Source organism: Martinezella dioscoreae (genome assembly GCF_009176305.1).
In the GTDB taxonomy this organism is placed as follows: domain Bacteria; phylum Pseudomonadota; class Alphaproteobacteria; order Rhizobiales; family Rhizobiaceae; genus Rhizobium; species Rhizobium dioscoreae.
Map to the genome: position 1 here is coordinate 462453 of NZ_BLAJ01000002.1, position 16134 is coordinate 478586.

General features: G+C 59.9%; 16 protein-coding genes. 1 reads left to right on the forward strand and 15 read right to left on the reverse strand.

Annotation, left to right across the window (positions count from 1 at the left end; translation table 11 throughout):
* Nucleotides 1-29 precede the first annotated feature (29 nt).
* From GDN47_RS08775 to GDN47_RS08795, 5 genes are read right to left on the reverse strand one after another with little or no spacing between them, the layout of a single operon-like run.
* The gene (locus tag GDN47_RS08775) at nucleotides 30-1001 is read right to left on the reverse strand and encodes a 5-oxoprolinase subunit C family protein (RefSeq protein ID WP_152093077.1); all 972 of its coding nucleotides are present in this window, start codon (nucleotides 999-1001) and stop codon (nucleotides 30-32) included.
* Nucleotides 991-1866 (reverse strand): 5-oxoprolinase subunit B family protein, encoded by an 876-nt coding sequence (locus tag GDN47_RS08780; protein ID WP_152093078.1) that lies wholly within the window; start codon nucleotides 1864-1866, stop codon nucleotides 991-993. Before GDN47_RS08780 ends, GDN47_RS08775 begins: the two co-directional genes overlap by 11 nt.
* On the reverse strand, nucleotides 1866-3251 hold the full coding sequence (locus GDN47_RS08785; protein WP_152093079.1) for an acetyl-CoA carboxylase biotin carboxylase subunit: 1386 nt from the start codon (nucleotides 3249-3251) through the stop codon (nucleotides 1866-1868). Before GDN47_RS08785 ends, GDN47_RS08780 begins: the two co-directional genes overlap by 1 nt.
* Entirely contained in the window at nucleotides 3248-3490 is a 243-nt protein-coding gene (locus GDN47_RS08790; protein WP_152093080.1) for an acetyl-CoA carboxylase, read from the reverse strand. Before GDN47_RS08790 ends, GDN47_RS08785 begins: the two co-directional genes overlap by 4 nt.
* The gene (locus GDN47_RS08795; protein ID WP_152093081.1) at nucleotides 3477-4283 is read right to left on the reverse strand and encodes a 5-oxoprolinase subunit PxpA; all 807 of its coding nucleotides are present in this window, start codon (nucleotides 4281-4283) and stop codon (nucleotides 3477-3479) included. The genes GDN47_RS08790 and GDN47_RS08795 overlap by 14 nt, the downstream gene beginning before the upstream one ends.
* 259 nt (nucleotides 4284-4542) lie before the next feature.
* Here GDN47_RS08795 and GDN47_RS08800 point away from each other — a divergent pair, with 259 nt between their 5' ends.
* Nucleotides 4543-5451 (forward strand): LysR family transcriptional regulator, encoded by a 909-nt coding sequence (locus tag GDN47_RS08800; RefSeq protein ID WP_113329450.1) that lies wholly within the window; start codon nucleotides 4543-4545, stop codon nucleotides 5449-5451.
* A gap of 84 nt (nucleotides 5452-5535) precedes the next feature.
* Here GDN47_RS08800 and GDN47_RS08805 read toward each other — a convergent pair whose 3' ends face one another.
* From GDN47_RS08805 to GDN47_RS08845, 10 genes are all read right to left on the reverse strand, one after another.
* Entirely contained in the window at nucleotides 5536-7272 is a 1737-nt protein-coding gene (locus GDN47_RS08805) for a pilus assembly protein TadG-related protein (RefSeq protein ID WP_152093082.1), read from the reverse strand.
* Nucleotides 7272-7694 (reverse strand): TadE/TadG family type IV pilus assembly protein, encoded by a 423-nt coding sequence (locus GDN47_RS08810; RefSeq protein WP_113329452.1) that lies wholly within the window; start codon nucleotides 7692-7694, stop codon nucleotides 7272-7274. Before GDN47_RS08810 ends, GDN47_RS08805 begins: the two co-directional genes overlap by 1 nt.
* 161 nt (nucleotides 7695-7855) lie before the next feature.
* The gene (locus tag GDN47_RS31940; RefSeq protein ID WP_173002471.1) at nucleotides 7856-8023 is read right to left on the reverse strand and encodes a hypothetical protein; all 168 of its coding nucleotides are present in this window, start codon (nucleotides 8021-8023) and stop codon (nucleotides 7856-7858) included.
* Nucleotides 8024-8233, reverse strand: coding sequence for a hypothetical protein (locus tag GDN47_RS08815; protein WP_095437258.1), 210 nt, complete (start codon nucleotides 8231-8233; stop codon nucleotides 8024-8026).
* A 73-nt stretch (nucleotides 8234-8306) separates the two neighbouring features.
* A complete protein-coding gene (locus GDN47_RS08820; protein ID WP_152093083.1) occupies nucleotides 8307-9107 on the reverse strand; it encodes an ABC transporter permease in 801 nt (266 codons plus the stop codon).
* Nucleotides 9104-9958 (reverse strand): ABC transporter permease, encoded by an 855-nt coding sequence (locus GDN47_RS08825; RefSeq protein WP_113409443.1) that lies wholly within the window; start codon nucleotides 9956-9958, stop codon nucleotides 9104-9106. Before GDN47_RS08825 ends, GDN47_RS08820 begins: the two co-directional genes overlap by 4 nt.
* 95 nt (nucleotides 9959-10053) lie before the next feature.
* A complete protein-coding gene (locus GDN47_RS08830; protein WP_095437255.1) occupies nucleotides 10054-11226 on the reverse strand; it encodes an ABC transporter substrate-binding protein in 1173 nt (390 codons plus the stop codon).
* A gap of 48 nt (nucleotides 11227-11274) precedes the next feature.
* Nucleotides 11275-12372 carry an ABC transporter ATP-binding protein gene (locus GDN47_RS08835; RefSeq protein WP_095437254.1) on the reverse strand — a complete coding sequence of 366 codons (1098 nt, stop codon included), beginning with the start codon at nucleotides 12370-12372 and terminating at the stop codon, nucleotides 11275-11277.
* Between the two features lies 1 nt (nucleotide 12373).
* Nucleotides 12374-14437: a hydantoinase/oxoprolinase family protein gene (locus tag GDN47_RS08840; RefSeq protein ID WP_152093084.1), complete on the reverse strand. Its 2064-nt coding sequence runs from the start codon at nucleotides 14435-14437 to the stop codon at nucleotides 12374-12376.
* Nucleotides 14434-16128: a hydantoinase B/oxoprolinase family protein gene (locus tag GDN47_RS08845; protein ID WP_152093085.1), complete on the reverse strand. Its 1695-nt coding sequence runs from the start codon at nucleotides 16126-16128 to the stop codon at nucleotides 14434-14436. Before GDN47_RS08845 ends, GDN47_RS08840 begins: the two co-directional genes overlap by 4 nt.
* Between the last annotated feature and the right edge of the window lie 6 nt (nucleotides 16129-16134).

The window sequence follows — 16134 nt, forward strand, 5'->3', positions numbered from 1 at the left end:
ATCGAAGGGGCAGCCATCCGCTTGATCCCTTACGCCAGAGCAGCACGAAGGCGCGCAAGCAATGCTTGCCGGCCCGCCCGGGCCGCCAGCGCCTGATCCATGGTGACCTCCACGAATTGCGTCGGCATATGCGGCTGCAGTTGCGCGATCAGATCCATGTCGGCGGAGATCACCGTTCCCAGCATGAAATAGCCGCCGCCGGAGACGGCATCGCGATGCAGGATGATCGGCTCCGTTCCGCCCGGCACCTGGATCGAGCCATATGGATAGCAGCTGTCAACGATATTCGACGGATCCGAGCCTGCACCGAAAGGCTGCTTGCGCTCGACGAATTCGAGCTTGCGGCCGCCGCGGAAGCGATACCCCATGCGATCGGCCTCCGGCGCAACCTTCCATTGGTCGGCAAAGAAGTTGCTCTTCGTCTGCTCTGTCAACCGATCCCAATAGAGCCCCGGCAGAACCCGGAGCTCCGCCGGTGTACCGGGCTTGCGGCGCAGCTCCTCGGCAATGGATAGCCCCTCGTTCTTCATGGAACCGGAGCCAACGGGAAGCTCATCTCCGGCAGCGATAGCCTTACCATTCAGGCCGCCGAGAGCGCCGATCACATAGGTCGACCGGCTGCCTAGCGCTTCGGGAACATCGATGCCGCCCGACACCGCAATGCAGATCCGCGCCCCGGACCTCAGAAAGTCGAAGCTTACGGTCTGCCCTGCCCTGACCCTGAGTGCCGTCCATCCCGGTTGGAGCTCGCCGTCGATCCTGACGGGCATGTCGGCGCCGGTAACCGCAATCAGCGCATCGTCGAGAAATTCGAGCTTAGGCCCCATGAAGACGGCTTCAAGCCCGGCCGCACCCTCATCATTGCCGACGAGAAGATTTGCCGCCCGCATGGCGTAACGATCCATAGCGCCGCCGATGGGAATGCCGAGATGGAAATAGCCGGGCCGTCCGAGATCCTGAATCGTGGTGGAAAGGCCGTGATGAAGAACCTTAATGGCCATGCAGCGCGCCCTCCAGCTTGGCATTGTAGCCGTCTATATCGGCCTGGTATTGCCTGAGATCGAAACTGACGTCGCGGATCGGCGGCGCGAAGCGGCCTCTGTCGACATCCTCGACCGCCTGGTCGTATCCGTCGCGCTCGATCGGCCGGAACTTCACGATGTCGCCCGGACGGAAGAACACCATGAAATCGCGGAGATAGCTCGTCGTTTGCTTGGGGTCGAAGATCGGCATCGGCGTGATGCCGAACATCTGATAGCCGCCGGCCCCGCGCACCGAATAGATGCAGCCGAAGCAGCCGCCGTGTCCCACCGTCAACCGTGGCGTGTCGGTTCGCGGGCGCAGATATTTCGGCACCTCGATCTGCCGCTGCCGCTCCACCATCTGATACATGAACGGCAGGCCGGCAACGAAGCCGACCATCGAAACGAACCAGGGCGAGCCGGCATGAGCCGAAATGAAGTCCTCGACCGCATCATAGCCATTGATCCTGGCAGCGTAGTCGAGATCGGTCCCCGTCGGCTCCTGATGCCGCTCGCGGAAGCGCATCAGCGTCTCATGCGTCCAGGGATCATTGTAGAAAACAGGGATTTCGACGATGCGGGTGGTAATGACGGGGTCGGCCTTTTCGGCAGTACCCTCGATCGCCTTGACCTCGCGCAGGAGATCGTCCGGCTTGATTATGTCGGGATCGAACTTGATCTGAAAGGAGGCGTTGGCAGGGCAAATTTCGGTGACACCTTTGATGGCGCTCTCGCGCACCCCCTTGGCCATAGACAGGCTCTTGAAGAAGGCTTCGAGGGACATCTCGTCGCTGCATTCGACGAAGAGATGCTCGTCACCTCCGAACGTAAAGCGAGCAGGCATCAGGCAACCTCCGCCGATACGCCGTCAACCGCGGCAAAATCGGTCTCCAGCCAGGTTTCGAGAAAACGCGTATAGAATGCGCCCTTGCGCACGGAAGGATCACGCGCGAGCGCGAGATGCAGAGGGATCGTCGTCGGCAAGCCTTCGATCGTCAGATTGGAAAGAGCGCCGGCCAACCTGTCGAGGCAGGCATCGCGATCCTCGGCCCAGACGATGAGCTTGCCAAGCAGGGAATCGTAGAAGGGCGGCACGGTATAGCCGGCGTAGAGCATTGTATCGAAGCGGATGCCTTCGCCTTCCGGAATCGAGAGCCGCGTCACAGTGCCGGGCGCCGGCAGAAAGCCTCTGGCCGAGTCTTCGGCATTGATCCGGCACTCTATGGCGTGACCGCGCGTCCGGATATCGGATTGCGTCAGTGACAAGGAAGCACCGCCGGCCACCTTGAACATCTCCTGCACCAGATCGATGCCGGTAATCATTTCGGTCACCGGATGTTCGACCTGGATGCGGGTATTCACTTCGATGAAATAGAACTGCCTGGTATCCTCGTCGTAGAGATATTCGACCGTGCCTGCGCCGCGATAACCGACTTCCGCCGCAAGGGCGACGGCGCTGGCGCAAAGGCGCTGCCTGATGTCATCGGGCAGCGTGGAGGCCTGCGCTTCCTCCCACACCTTCTGACGGCGACGTTGCAGCGAGCACTCACGTTCGAAACAATGGACGAAATTCCGTCCATCGCCGAAAATCTGCACCTCGATGTGGCGGGCGCGGGTGATGACCTTCTCCATGTAGAGGCCGCCATCGCCGAAAGCGGCCGCCGCCTCCGCCGAGGCGAGCGGAAACTGTTCCCTGAGTTCGGTAAGCGACTGGACGATGCGGATACCACGTCCACCTCCGCCGGCGGCCGCCTTGATCATGACGGGAAAGCCGATGCGTTCGGCAATCGCTTCTGCAGCCGCGATATCCGCCACGCGACCATCACTTCCCGGCACCGTCGGAACACCCGCCCGCTTCGCAATCGCCCGTGCTGCCACCTTGTCGCCGAGCAGCCGGATGGCTTCGCCGCTCGGTCCAATGAAGATCATGCCCGCCGCCTCGACGGCATCGGCGAAATCTCCGTTTTCGGACAGAAACCCATAGCCCGGATGAATGGCATCCACGCCCGCCGACCGCGCCGCCGAAACGATGGCTTCGATGTTCAGGTAGGATCTCTTCGGGGCCGGCGAGCCGATATCGATTGCCTCGTCCGCAAGCTTGACCGCCAGCATGTCGGCATCAGCGGCACTATGAACCTGCACGGTGCGTATGCCGAGCGCTTTGGCGGCCTTTATGATCCTGACGGCGATCTCGCCGCGATTGGCAATGAGGACCGAGCGGATGGTCATGGATCCACCTCCGCTATGATCTGGCCGGCCATGATGGGCTCTTCATTATCGACGAGAAAGGTGATGTTCTTGCCATCGAGCCCAGCAGGGATCTGCTGGAAGGTTTTCATGACCTCGATGAGACCGATCGTATCGCTGGCCACAACGGCGTCGCCATCGACCTTGAAGGGAGGCGTGTCCGGGGAGGAAGCCCGATAGAAGGTTCCCGGAAGGGGTGATCTGATCTCAAGCTTGCTCATGGGACCTCCGCGCTGCGTCGCTGTTCAAAATCTGTGAAACGGGTGCAATCCTGATACCCTCGGCAATGAGCGCTTCTCGCATGTGGCGCACGATATCGAGCGCACCCAAAGTATCGGAATGAAAACAGATGGAATCGAAAGTGATCGGAATATCCGCACCGTTGACGGTCCGCACGACGCCTTCGGTGCAGGCTCTCACGACCTTGCGGGCAATTGCCCTGGGATCTGGGCGACCGACATCCCTGGTAAAGACGATCCAGCCCGTATCGCCATAATCGCGATCGGCGTAGAACTCACGCACGACAGGCTGGCCCGCCTCCTCAGCAGCAAGGCAAGTGGCCGACCCGTCCATGCAGAAGACGAACATGTTCGGCGCCACGGTGCGCATATATTGTATGAATATCTGCGAGAGATCGGCGTTCGCCGCCAATTCCATATAGAGAGCGCCATGCGGCTTCACATGCTGCACGGGCACGCCATAGCGTCTGGCAAACTCGCGCAGCGCACCGACCTGATAGATCAGATCGTTGACGATCTCGCGGCTGGTACCGTTGATCTTGCGCCGCCCGAAGCCCTGGAGGTCATTGTAGCCGGGATGAGCACCGACGCCGACGCCGTGGGCGGCTGCCAGCCGCACGGTCTCGTCCATGAGATTGGGATCGCCGGCGTGAAACCCGGTGGCAATATTGGCCGAACTGATGAGTGAGATAAGCTCCTCGTCATGCGCATCGCCGATCCGCCATCGGCCGAAGGCCTCCCCCATGTCGCAATTGATATCGACAACTTCTTTCAAATGCCTTCCCTCGCACCTGCGCCCCAACCGGGACCGATATTTGAACGCTAGAGGCAAAGGCCGCCTTTGAAAAATACAATTTTCAAAGGCATGATATCTGATAAACTGATATCTATGCTTAAAATTGCGTCATGAAATATCTTGCAATATCAATTACATATTAAAATTGCGCACGCTTTTGTCGAAAATCAGCTCGTTTTAGATCCATGAAATCTGAATCGCAGTAGATGTTTTCAGATAAATAGATAGGAAGAACATCATGAGCTTGAGCCTGCGGCAGCTTCGCTACTTCGTCGCGACGGCGGAATATGGACAAATCTCGCACGCGGCCGTCAGCCTGTCGATCTCCCAATCTGCCGTCACTGCGGCGATCAAGGATCTCGAACTTACCGTCGGCGTCTCTCTGTTCAACCGCACGCCACAGGGTATGGATCTAACCACGGCAGGCCGGCAATTCCTGTCCCATGCCTATGAAATTCTGGCCAAAGTCGACGAGGCGACCCATCTCAACCTCGTCAGCAGCGACATCGAAGGCGAGCTCGTCGTTGCCGCGACCTATACCGTTATCGGCTATTTCCTGCCGATGCATATCGAGCGTATCCGCCGTCTCTATCCGAAGCTGAAAATCCAGCTCTACGAGGTCAATCGCGAGTCAATCGAGGAAGGCTTGCTGACCAACCGCTACGACATTTCGGTCTTGCTGACCTCGAACATCCTCAATCCGATGCTGATGACCGAGACGCTTCTGAGTTCGGTCAGGCGTCTCTGGCTGCCGGCCGGCCACGAGCTGCAACGTCGCGACGGCATCGGTCTGCGTGAAATCGCCGAGGAACCCTACATCATGCTGACGGTCGATGAGGCGGCACATTCTTCGCTGCGCTACTGGAGCCGAAGCCCCTATCAACCAAAGGTGCTCCTGCGGACCAGTTCGATCGAAGCCGTCAGATCGATGGTGGCGAACGGCCTCGGCGTCGCTATTTTGTCGGACATGGTGCACCGCCCCTGGTCGCTTGAGGGAAGGCGCATCGAGACCGTGAACATCCAAGATCCGGTTCCGCCTATGGATGTGGGGCTCGCGTGGCGAGCCAATGTCGAGTTCAGCCAGCCCATGCTTGCCTTCAGGCGTTATTTCCAGCAGGCCTACAGCCTGCCGGGTACGAATTCCTGATCCGATCGGTTGGCAATCCAACTCCTCGTTCGAGGCACAACTGTATTTAGAGCGTGCGGCTCGACCATAGGCGCTGCGAAGCCGTTACTGTACCAGCACAGGCTGCGTGCATCTTGCGTCGGTAACGCTCACATCGGCTTGCCCGATACCAAGACCGAGGAGGCCGAGTAGGCCGTACAGAACCTGATCGAGGGGCGCGGTCACGACTGACAGCGTATCGGCAACGGCTGAAAGCACCCCCGACGGCGTTCCAATGGTCAAGATGAGCAATTGGATGGTGATCGTCGCGTTTTTCAGAAGCGACGAGACCGTGGACGTCAGGACAGTACTGGTGGAAACCGTCTTGATCGTACCTGCCGAAATCTCCGAAGGCTGAAAGTTCAATCGTGTCGGGCTCATATTAGCGATATCGACCTGCGCACTCGCAATCACTTTGAGAAGAAGGGAATCGATGATCGCAGCCGGCGTTACCCGCGGCTCAGAGCCGAAGTTTACGAAAGCAGACGTATTGACGTCACCAAGATCTACCTCGGCAACACCGGGCACGGCGTCTATCCCGACGACCGCGTTTGGCATGGAACCGCCGACACAGGTGATCGAGGCAAGCTTGGCTTCCGCGGGAGCAAGCTCGATATAGAGGGGAACCCTGAGCTTCAACCCGGCGATCAGCGACAGGCCGGTGACGGCGACTTCGAGCGCGGCACGGACTTGCGGCGTACGAACGATCGTGCCCGGAGCGCCCACGGCAAGGGCCGGCGTCTGCTGGGACATTTCCCCGATCGCCAGCGTCAGCTTCGCGGTCGCGACGCCTGGCAGAGCGGCCCCGAGATCGATCGCGATCTGTCTTTGCTGGTTGGCAGCCATTGCGGTCGCCGAGATCAAATCCAGCACGTTCATGGTGGCCGTCAGATTGGGGGAGGTGCCGACGACATTGCTCCCCAACGGACCGAGATTCACGATATCCTGCAGCTTGACGGTCAGCTTCGTTGTGCCGAGCGTCTTGCCGAGATTGTTGATGAGGGTCACGACTCCGGTCGAAAGATTGGTCGACTTGCCAAGAGCGCCGAGAATCTTGTCATAGGTGACGTCAGTTGCCAGAAGCTCGTTATAGCTCACGCCAGTAAGCTTGAGATCCGTAGCCAGCAGATTGAGAAAGCTCAGAAGATTGACATTCGCGCTGACAAGCGACTGATAATCGGCGACTTTCAGAGAGATTTGCGTTCCTAGCAACGTGCCAAGGAGCTGGTTCAGAATACCGCCATTGAGGCTCGCAAGCCGCGATCCCACCGAAAAGGCAGCCAGACGCTCGCTGGACGCGGTGCCCGTCGCGCTCAAGGTCGGCGGCGTGGCAAAGGCGGAAGCGAAAGGCATCACCGCCTTTTGGGTCAATGTCACCTTGACGGAATCATACGGCGAGGTTCCCGTGGAAGAGAAGCGGTTTGCAAGGGGGATCGATGTATCTGCCGTGTAGGTGCCGAGGACCAGATTGGCCATGGTCTCATATTGACCGGAGTTGGCCGCAGCTGCGGTGACGAGCCCGTTGCTCGTCATATAGTTGCTGCCGGAGGCAACTGCCGCGGTCGTGCCATTGCTCTGGAGATTGTTCAGAAGCGCAGTCCGCGCATTTGCGATATCGGAAGCAGCCGATATCGCGCCGATGTCGCTCAATTGCTGCAGGCGCCGTTGCTGCAGCGTCATCATGCCGTAATCGATGCCGAGGCCAAGGCAATAGAGGATGAGGGGCGAGACGAGCGCAGTCGTGATGGCGACGTTTCCTCGCCTGTCCCGCAGAGAAGCGAGCCGACCGAGAAGCCGCTGCATCAGAGACCTCCGAGCCGGATGGTCGAATAGCGGCGGATGGTTTGATCCGGCATCGCAAAGGTATAGAGGTTCCAGATCGGAAGAGCCGACGCGTCATAGCTGGCGCTGACCGTGAATTGATTGACATTGGTCGGGTCGGTGGCGACGGTTATCGTCAACTTGCTCTTGTCGATGAAAGCGTCGTTGATCGTCGAATTGGTGACGAAGCTTTGAACCAGCTGGCTTCGCTCGTCCGCCGACAACCCGGCGATTGCCGTGCGAGCAGCGTCGGCCGTCAATTGCTGCAGCGAATGAGCGGCGGTAAGATAGATGGCAAAGGCAACCAGCGTGAGAAGCAGAAGGAAAAAAAGCGGCGCGATGAGAGCGAATTCGACTGCTGCGGCGCCCTCTTTCTCCCTGTTGAAATGAGAAACACGATACATGGTCCTGTCTCCTTCAATCGACCTTCATCTGCGCGATGACAGTCGAGGAGACCTTAGGCTTCGGACGTTAATTTTATATTTCTAAATAAGATATTTTCTAATATTATTTATATCTTAAAGATATCGAATACTTAACCAAATCATTATTTCACTGAGAATAATCAGCCTTGGCAAAATCCTGAGCATGAAAAACTTGCCAGATAGAATATTAGCACCATGACCTTCCGTTTGCAGTCGATGGAAATCTTTCCTTTCCAGCCGCTGCTTCTCGCCCGCGCCGCACCTTCGACAGCGCCAGCCTTTTCGATGCCCAGATCAATAGCAGACATCTACTTTTTCTTCGGCACCAGATCCCAGCCGCCCTGGATGTTTCTCACGAAACGGCAGTTTCCTTTGTAATAGGTGACGGCACCCGTCCGATCCACCTTGATAGACGTGGGCGGCAATTGCGTCGCTGCCTTCAGCCGCTCGACCATGTCAAGCGCCTCCTGCCTCTTTCCCGCGCGGATCAGCGCCATCAGTTTCGACTCTTGTTTCATCCTCTGTACTCCCGTTGATGGAGGTCTAAGGGCGGGCGGAACTTGCGATTTGTCAGTCCTATTTGCATATCGATCACCCCACTCGGCGTTGCATGAGCAGCGAACGCAGTGCCACGGCCACCACGCAGACGCTGGAAACAAGGAAGATTGCGCCCGACATCGCATAGATCGTCGGCGACGCGCCGGCATTCATCTTGCCGAACAGCACGACCGGCAAGGTGTTCTGGCGGCCTGCCAGATAGAAGGCGCGCGTGAATTCGTTAAGGGACAGCAGGAACGAAAAGATGAAGGCGCTGACGAGGCCGGGCCGGATCAATGGCAGGGTAATATCCCAGAACTGCCGGAAGCGTCCGGCACCGAGATCGTCCGCCGCCATCAGGTAGGTCCGCTTGACCGCGGCAAAGCTCGTCAGGATGACGATAAAGGCGAAGGGCATTGCCCATAAAAGATGGCCGGCAATGACAGTCAAAGCCGATGCCTTCACGCCGGCGCGGCTGATCACGGTCGAAAGCGCCAGCCCCTGGATGACGCCTGGGACGAACATCGGCAGCAGCACTGTCAGGAACCAGAGGCTGCGCCCGCGATGAAGCTCGCGATGCGCCAGCACCGCGCCGAGCGACAGCAGCGTCGCAATGACGGCCGTCGCAAACGCAATAACGATCGACTGGCCGAGCGCGGCGATGGGCGCGCTTTCCGAGCCGAGTGCGAGGTACCATTTCGGGGTAATGTCCGAGAAATGCGGCAGCCCCGGCTGCAGCGCCGGGCTGAACGAGACACCGAGCAAATAAAGCGGCGGCGCATAGATCACGATGAGACCGAAGATGGTCAGCGTCCAGATGACGATGCGCGGGGTTGCTCCTTCCCTGACGATCATTGGCCTCGCTCCTCGAATAGCGAGGAGAGGCCGAACAGGGCATCCCCGATCAGCACCAGCCCAAAGACGATGACGAGCATCAGAGTCGAAATCGCAAAGGCGAGCGGAAAATTGGCGACGCGCATGACGTCGTTGATCATCACCGAGACGATTGAAGCGCCGGCACCGCCGAGCATCTGCACCTCCGTCGAGGAGCCGGCAACCATGACGAAGACGAACAGGAAGCCAGCGAAGACGCCGGAATAGGTCAGCGGCAGCAGGACGGTGCGGACCATCGTCCAGAACCCAGCGCCGAGATCGCGCGAGGCCGCAAGCGCGATCGTATCGACGCGGCGCATGGAAAGCAGGATGGGGAAGGTCGCGAACGGCAGATAGGAGGCGACCAGCCCGACGATGACAGCGAAATTGCTGAACAGCAGCCAGTCGAGCGGCGCATCGGTGATGCCAGCCTGCTGAAGGAGCGTGTTGATGACACCGGTACGGCCGAGCAGCAGCCGCCAGGAGAAGGAACGAATGAGATAGGACGTGAAAAACGGGATGGTAAGCAGGGCCGCAAGCACGACAGACAGGGTGCGGCCAGCCAGGAAATACATCGCATAGGCGGTGGGATAGGCGATGATGAGGCAGATAGCTGATGCCAGGAACGCCTTGCCAAGGGTGGACAGGAACACGCTCCACCGCCCGGCCTCCAGAATGGCGCCGTAAGCGGCGAGGCTGAATTCCGGCTTGATCCAATAGGTGGCGGAATCCCAGGCGCAGAAGCTCCACACGATAACGAGAACGAGCGGCGCAAGGCCGAGCACGAGGATCGCCGCAAGCGGAGCAGCAAGCAATAGAACTGGTGTCTTCATGGTCTAACCCTCTCCTTTCTCTCGGCGTGGATACCGTTGGCTCGGGGCCGACCTGTCCTTCGACAGATGTGCCAGCCCCGATCCATCGTGTTAAATCAGGCGTTGCGCAGCTTCTGCCACCACTCCTCGTAGAGTTGGAAATTGTCCGGGCGGCAATTCTGCCAGTAGACCTTTCCGGAGAACTTGGCCTTCACATGATCGGCGAGCTTGGCGACGTCATCGGCCTTATATTCATCCGGATGGGCCTTGGCGTAGGCGAGGTTGTTGTCGGTCGGCACGAGATAGCCACGCGCCTTGCCGAGCTCGCAACCGTAGAGGCCGGCAAGCAGGCCATCGACGAACTTATGGGCGACGTCGGCCTTGCCGCGCTCCGTGGCGCCCTTCAGCAATACCGTATTGTTGCCCCAGCCTTCGTAGCCTTCGACGGGAGCTGCATACTCCACCTGAAGCCCGCGCTTGCGGCCCTCATAGACGATCGGCTCCCAGCCGGTCATGGCGTCGACCTCCTCGTTCGCCACCAGCTGCACGCCCTGTTCCCAGCCATTCCAGAAGGTGCGGAACTGGCCATCCTTCTTGTGCTTGATCAGGAACTCCATGACGAGACCGAGCTCGGATTCCGTCAGGTTGCCCGGCTCCTTGATCGGCTTGTTCTCGGCTTCCTTCAGATAGATGGCGGTGAAGATGGCACTGTTGATCCACGCATCTTCCATCGCGACACGACCCTTCAACTTAGGATCGAAGATGACACCATAGCTGTCGACCTTGCCGAGCTTGTCGGGGCGGTAGATGATGGAGTCGGCGTTGACGACGGTGGGAATGCCGTACTGCTTGCCCTCATAGGTCAAGGTCGGGATATCCTTGGCCCATTGCCAGATGCCGGCGAAATTCGAGATCTTGGAGACGTCCCAGGGGGCAATCAGACCCTGCTTGGCAAGCTCGCGCTCGGCGCCGCCCTGAAAGCCGCCGACATCGAAGAGATCGTTGGCATTGCCGGCAGCAAGGCGCGCGACCACCGGCCCGACATCGTTGCCGTTATCGGTAAACTCGGGCGAAACGCCACTTTGGCGAGTAAACTCCTGCCATTTGTCGCCGATATCGAGCGTGGCGGTGCCCCAGAATGCAACCGCAGCATCATCGGCCATGGCACTCGTTGCAGAAAGCCCGCCAACGGTGAGTGCGGCTGCACCCGCGCCCATCAGCTTGAGCATGTCACGGCGCTGCATGTTACTCCTCAAGGCGGAGGAGACGAGATTATTGCTCTTGTTCATCGTGTCATTCCCTTCCCTCATTTTTCGCTTGTGTCAGCTATTCGGGTTCTACTCATCGCCTCCAGCCAGAGCCGGTATTCCGGAACGGTCGATCAGGAGCGCAGCACCCGGCTTTAGACACACGCGCACGCTTTCGCCCGGCAAGGGCGGAGTCGCGTCCGCGCTAGTCGTTAACACCACGCGCTGGCTGTCGGCGAAAGCGAGCGTAACGTCATGGCTGAGTCCGCGATAGATGCTTTCGACAACCTTAAGTTCAATTATTTCGCCCGGCTCTTCGGCAGCCGGGATCAGCTCAATTCGGTCCGGGCGGATTGCGACAAGCGCATCGGACGGAGGCGCCGCTCCGGAAAAGCTCGCACCGATGCGCTGTCCCGCAACCGTAACGAGAGCCCTGCCGCCTGAAACCGAAATGCTTTCGGGCCTGAGGAGCGTATCGATGCCGACAAAACGGGCAACGAAGGCATTGGCCGGTGCCTCGAAGAAGCGCGACGGCACATCGGTCTGCTCGATCCGCCCCTTGTGCATGACAGCCATCCGATCGGAAAGGCTGAGCGCCTCGTCCTGATTGTGGGTAACCAGGATAAAGGTCGCACCGGTACGCTTGTGAAGGCGGCCGAATTCGTCGCGCATCTGCTGGCGCAACCGCTCGTCAAGCCCGGTCAGAGGTTCGTCGAGCAGAAGAATGCCCGGTTCCATGACGAGCGCGCGAGCCAGCGCAACGCGCTGGCGCTGGCCGCCTGAGAGGAGATTGACGTCGCGATCCGCAAAACCCGAAAGTTCGACGAGGTCCAGTGCGCCATCGACCTTGCTTTTCAGGGCGGCTCCGGCCAACCCGCGCAACTTCAGCCCATAGCCGACATTCTGGGCGACATTCATATGCGGAAAGAGCCCGAGCGACTGGAAAACGGTATTCACCGGCCGGCGGTTGGCCGGAACATCTGCCACGTCCCTTCCATCGAAAAGCACACGGCCCGAGGTGGGCTTGTCGAAGCCGCCGATCAGCTTCAGCAGAGAACTCTTGCCGCAACCGGACGAGCCGAGCAGCGTAAAGAACTCCCCTGCCCTGATGTCGAGCGTCACGTCGTCGACGGCACGCGTCGGCCCGTAATTTCTGACGATATGGTCGAGACCGATCGCTATCGCCATGCTAGACGCTTCCCCCATCGCGTTCGCGGATGAGCAGCAAGCCCTCCTCGCTCACTTCCAGTTCCTGTCCGGCAACAACCAGCGATGTCGCGGTTGCCTCCTCGATGATGAGAGGGCCGGCAATTCTCTCGGAAGACGGCAGTCGCATGCGCTCGTAGACCGGGCAGGACACCCAACCGGTCGTCCCGCCGAAATAGACCTCGCGACGACCCTTGAGGGCTGCATCCAGCGACCGCCCGGTGCGATCGAGTTTCGGAATGGCAATGACCGGGCCGTGGAGCACAGCCTCCAGATGGATCATGGTAATCTCCACCGGCGAAGCGGGCAGGCAGAAGGTATAGGCGCGCTCATGCGCGGCATGGAAGCGTTCCGCAAAGCTTTCAGCATCGTCTTCCATTTCGAAGGGGGCGAAGACGCCGTGCTCCTGTCCGCGATACCGAGCTTCGACGCGGCAGGCGTAGCGTATCTCAGCCGCATCGCCTTTGGAGAAATATCTGACTGCCTCACGCTTCAGCTCGTCGAAACGACGCTTCAGATTGCTGACGGCTTCAGGACCAAGGGGCGAGAACCACGTGCTGCGGAAATCGGCCCGTGGCTCCGCCGCCAGCATTCCCCAGGCCGAAAAGATGCCGGGATGCGGCGGCACGACTGTCATCTTCACACCGAGATCACGCCCGAGGCGGGCGGCAAGCGCCGGCCCCGCGCCCCCGGAAATGACAAAAGCGGCATCGCGCGGATCGTGTCCGCGCTGGACGGTTACCAGCTTCAACGCATTGATCATCGACGCATGCGCAATCTCGACGATCGCGAGCGCCGCATCCTCGACCGATAGCTCCATCGGCTTGGCAACCGTCGCGATTGCCGCCGTAGCCTTGGACTTATCGAGCTGCATCTGGCCGCCCGCGAAGCTTGCCGGATCGAAGATGCCAAGCGTCAGCAAAGCATCGGATAGCGTCGGCTTGTCGCCGCCACGGCCATAGCAGGCAGGCCCGGGTGTCGAGCCAGCACTTTCCGGGCCGACGCAGAGCGCTCCGCGCTCATCGATGCGGGCAATCGAGCCGCCGCCGGCACCGATTTCGACGATATCGACCACCGGCACCTGCACCGGATAGCCGGGTGCGATGCGGGTGTGCTCGAGCTTGTATTCGCTGTCAAGCGTCGGGCGGCTATCGTGGATCAGCGAGCATTTCGCCGTCGTGCCACCGACGTCGAGCGACAGCACTTCGGATTCGCCAAGCACGGTGCCGATACGCGCGGCACCCGCCACACCGCCGGCCGGCCCGGATTCGACCAATGTCAGCGGGCTCGTCTGTGCTTGATCGAAGGTGGAGATGCCGCCGTTCGACTGCATGGCATAATAGGGGCAGGTGAGATCACGCTCGGTCAGCGCGCTTTCAAGCCGCGCAAAATAGCGCTTGATGATCGGCTGCACATAAGCGTTAAGCACGGCCGTATTGGAACGCTCATATTCCCGCCATTGACGGGAAACCTCGTGGCTGGCGCAAACCGTGACATCCGGCAGCGCTTCGGCGATCGCCTTGGCACAGACGATCTCATGCTCGGGATTGGCATAGCTGTGGAGGAAGACGACGGCGACCGCCTCGACCTTGCGAGCGCGGCATTCACGGACGATCGGCTCGATATCGCCAAGCTCGATGGGCGTCAGCACCCGGCCTTTGGCATCCATGCGTTCGCGCACCTCGAAGCGCAGGCTGCGCGGCACAAAGGCTTCCGGGCTCTTGAACTGGAGATTGTAGAGATCGGGGCGATTGCCGCGGCCGATTTCCAAGACGTCGCGAAAGCCGGCGGTCGTCACGAGCGCCGTGCGGACGCCCTTTCGCTCCGTAATCGCGTTGATGACGGTTGTCCCGCCATGCGCAAAGAAAATCACGTCGCGCGCCGAAAGCCCGTCCTTCTTCTCGGCAAGCTCGATTGCCGCAAGCACACCTTCGGATTGGTCGTGAACGGTCGTCAGGCTCTTGGCGGTAAAGATCTCGCCCGTGCGCTCATCATAACCGACGAGGTCCGTAAAGGTACCGCCTACATCCGTCGCCAGTCTGATCATGACGCCATACCCTCTTCATATCCATAGAGGCTGCGCGCCATCTCGCTGGTGATATAGCCATCTTCGACATCGCGGCGGACCTGTTCCCGTTCGCGAGCACCCGGGTCACCCCAGCCACCGCCGCCGCCTGTAATGATCCGCACGAGATCGCCGCGCTTCAGCTCGATATGCGGTTCGCGGCCGAAATTACGGACCTTTCCGCCGCTCTCTTTCAGCTGCAGAAGATTGATGCTGCCGGATTTACCACCTTCTATTCCCCAGGGAGGCGTATCCGTTCGCCCAAAGCTGCAATAGGCGGAAGCACCGTCCCCGAGGATTTCATAATCGCGAATGACACCGAAACCTCCGCGACGGCGGCCCGCACCCGATCCCCCTTCCACGTTCAGCCCATAACGGCGCACGAGCAAGGGAAAGCGCGCTTCGATGACCTCGACGGAGTAATTGTAGGTATCGCCATCGGTAAGCGCGATCAGCGCATTGGCGCCATCGCCGTCCCTGCTCGCGCCCCAGCCGCCGTGTTGCGGCTCGATATGGATGAATGGCTGCCCCGCCTCGTCCTTGCCGGAAACATAGAGGACGCAGAGGCTTGTATAGGAACCGGCGGAAAAGCGCTCCGGCATAAGCTTTGCAAGGGCCTTCCAGACGAGTTCGGAAGCATGCACCGAACCCTCATAATACCAGCCCGTCGGAGAAGGCTTCTCGGCGGTAAAAACCGAACCTTTCGGCGCAATGACGGAGAGCGGCCGGAACCAGCCCTCATTGGAGGGTGCCTGTGGTGCGACCAGCGCCTTGAAGATGGTGCGCACCGCCGACTGCAGCGCGCCCGCCGCACAATTGATCGGGCCTGCGACGGCTGGCGGGCAACCGGTGAAATCCGCCGTCAGGCGATCTCCGGAAATCGTGACGGCAACCTTGACCGAAATAGGATCGGTAGTGACGCCATCGCCGTCAATGATATCTTCCGCCTCATAGATCCCGTCCGGCAATGCGGCTATGGCGGCGCGCGCCTGCTTCTCGCTGACCGACAGGAGGTGATTAAACGCGGTTTCGACGACATCGGTGCCATATTTGTGCGCAAGCTCGCCCATCCGGCGCGCAGCAACACGGACGGTCGCCACCTGAGCCGTGAGGTCGCCGATCGCGACTTCGGGCAGACGAACATTCTCGCGGATGATGCGCAGGACTTCGCCCGAGAAGCGATCGCTGCGCACCACTTTGACGCCCGGCAACCTCAGTCCCTCTTGGAAGACAGAGGTGGCGTTCGGCGCAAGAGAACCTGGAACCGAGCCACCGACATCGAGATAATGGGCGACATTGATGGCATAGGCCAATATCCGGCCACCGAAGAAGATCGGCTTGACGATGGCGAAATCGCAGGCATGCGTGCCGCCGGAATAGGGATCGTTCGTAAGCAGGATGTCGCCATCTTCCAGATCATCGCCGTAGAGCGCGATCAGCGATTTGACCTGCGTGCCGAAGGTGCCGGTGAACAGGGTGATGCCGTTCATCTGCGCCACGAGTTCACCGTCACGGGTGAGGAGACCGCAGGCGAAATCAAGCACTTCATAGATCACCGGGCTCATCGAGGTCCTGGCCATGACCACGCCCATCTCGTCGACGGTGGCTGCCAGCTTGCCCTCGATAATCTCTTGCGTCACCGGATCGACGACGATCACGAATCTTCCCCTCATTATTAT

Bases quoted from the DNA above. Each gene is read 5' to 3' on its own strand.
- GDN47_RS08775 (WP_152093077.1), bottom strand. From the start codon at position 1,001: ATGGCCATTAAGGTTCTTCATCACGGCCTTTCCACCACGATTCAGGAT.
- GDN47_RS08780 (WP_152093078.1), bottom strand. From the start codon at position 1,866: ATGCCTGCTCGCTTTACGTTCGGAGGTGACGAGCATCTCTTCGTCGAA.
- GDN47_RS08785 (WP_152093079.1), bottom strand. From the start codon at position 3,251: ATGACCATCCGCTCGGTCCTCATTGCCAATCGCGGCGAGATCGCCGTC.
- GDN47_RS08790 (WP_152093080.1), bottom strand. From the start codon at position 3,490: ATGAGCAAGCTTGAGATCAGATCACCCCTTCCGGGAACCTTCTATCGG.
- GDN47_RS08800 (WP_113329450.1), top strand. From the start codon at position 4,543: ATGAGCTTGAGCCTGCGGCAGCTTCGCTACTTCGTCGCGACGGCGGAA.
- GDN47_RS08805 (WP_152093082.1), bottom strand. From the start codon at position 7,272: ATGCAGCGGCTTCTCGGTCGGCTCGCTTCTCTGCGGGACAGGCGAGGA.
- GDN47_RS08810 (WP_113329452.1), bottom strand. From the start codon at position 7,694: ATGTATCGTGTTTCTCATTTCAACAGGGAGAAAGAGGGCGCCGCAGCA.
- GDN47_RS31940 (WP_173002471.1), bottom strand. From the start codon at position 8,023: ATGTCTGCTATTGATCTGGGCATCGAAAAGGCTGGCGCTGTCGAAGGT.
- GDN47_RS08815 (WP_095437258.1), bottom strand. From the start codon at position 8,233: ATGAAACAAGAGTCGAAACTGATGGCGCTGATCCGCGCGGGAAAGAGG.
- GDN47_RS08820 (WP_152093083.1), bottom strand. From the start codon at position 9,107: ATGATCGTCAGGGAAGGAGCAACCCCGCGCATCGTCATCTGGACGCTG.
- GDN47_RS08825 (WP_113409443.1), bottom strand. From the start codon at position 9,958: ATGAAGACACCAGTTCTATTGCTTGCTGCTCCGCTTGCGGCGATCCTC.
- GDN47_RS08830 (WP_095437255.1), bottom strand. From the start codon at position 11,226: ATGAACAAGAGCAATAATCTCGTCTCCTCCGCCTTGAGGAGTAACATG.
- GDN47_RS08835 (WP_095437254.1), bottom strand. From the start codon at position 12,372: ATGGCGATAGCGATCGGTCTCGACCATATCGTCAGAAATTACGGGCCG.
- GDN47_RS08840 (WP_152093084.1), bottom strand. From the start codon at position 14,437: ATGATCAGACTGGCGACGGATGTAGGCGGTACCTTTACGGACCTCGTC.
- GDN47_RS08845 (WP_152093085.1), bottom strand. From the start codon at position 16,128: ATGAGGGGAAGATTCGTGATCGTCGTCGATCCGGTGACGCAAGAGATT.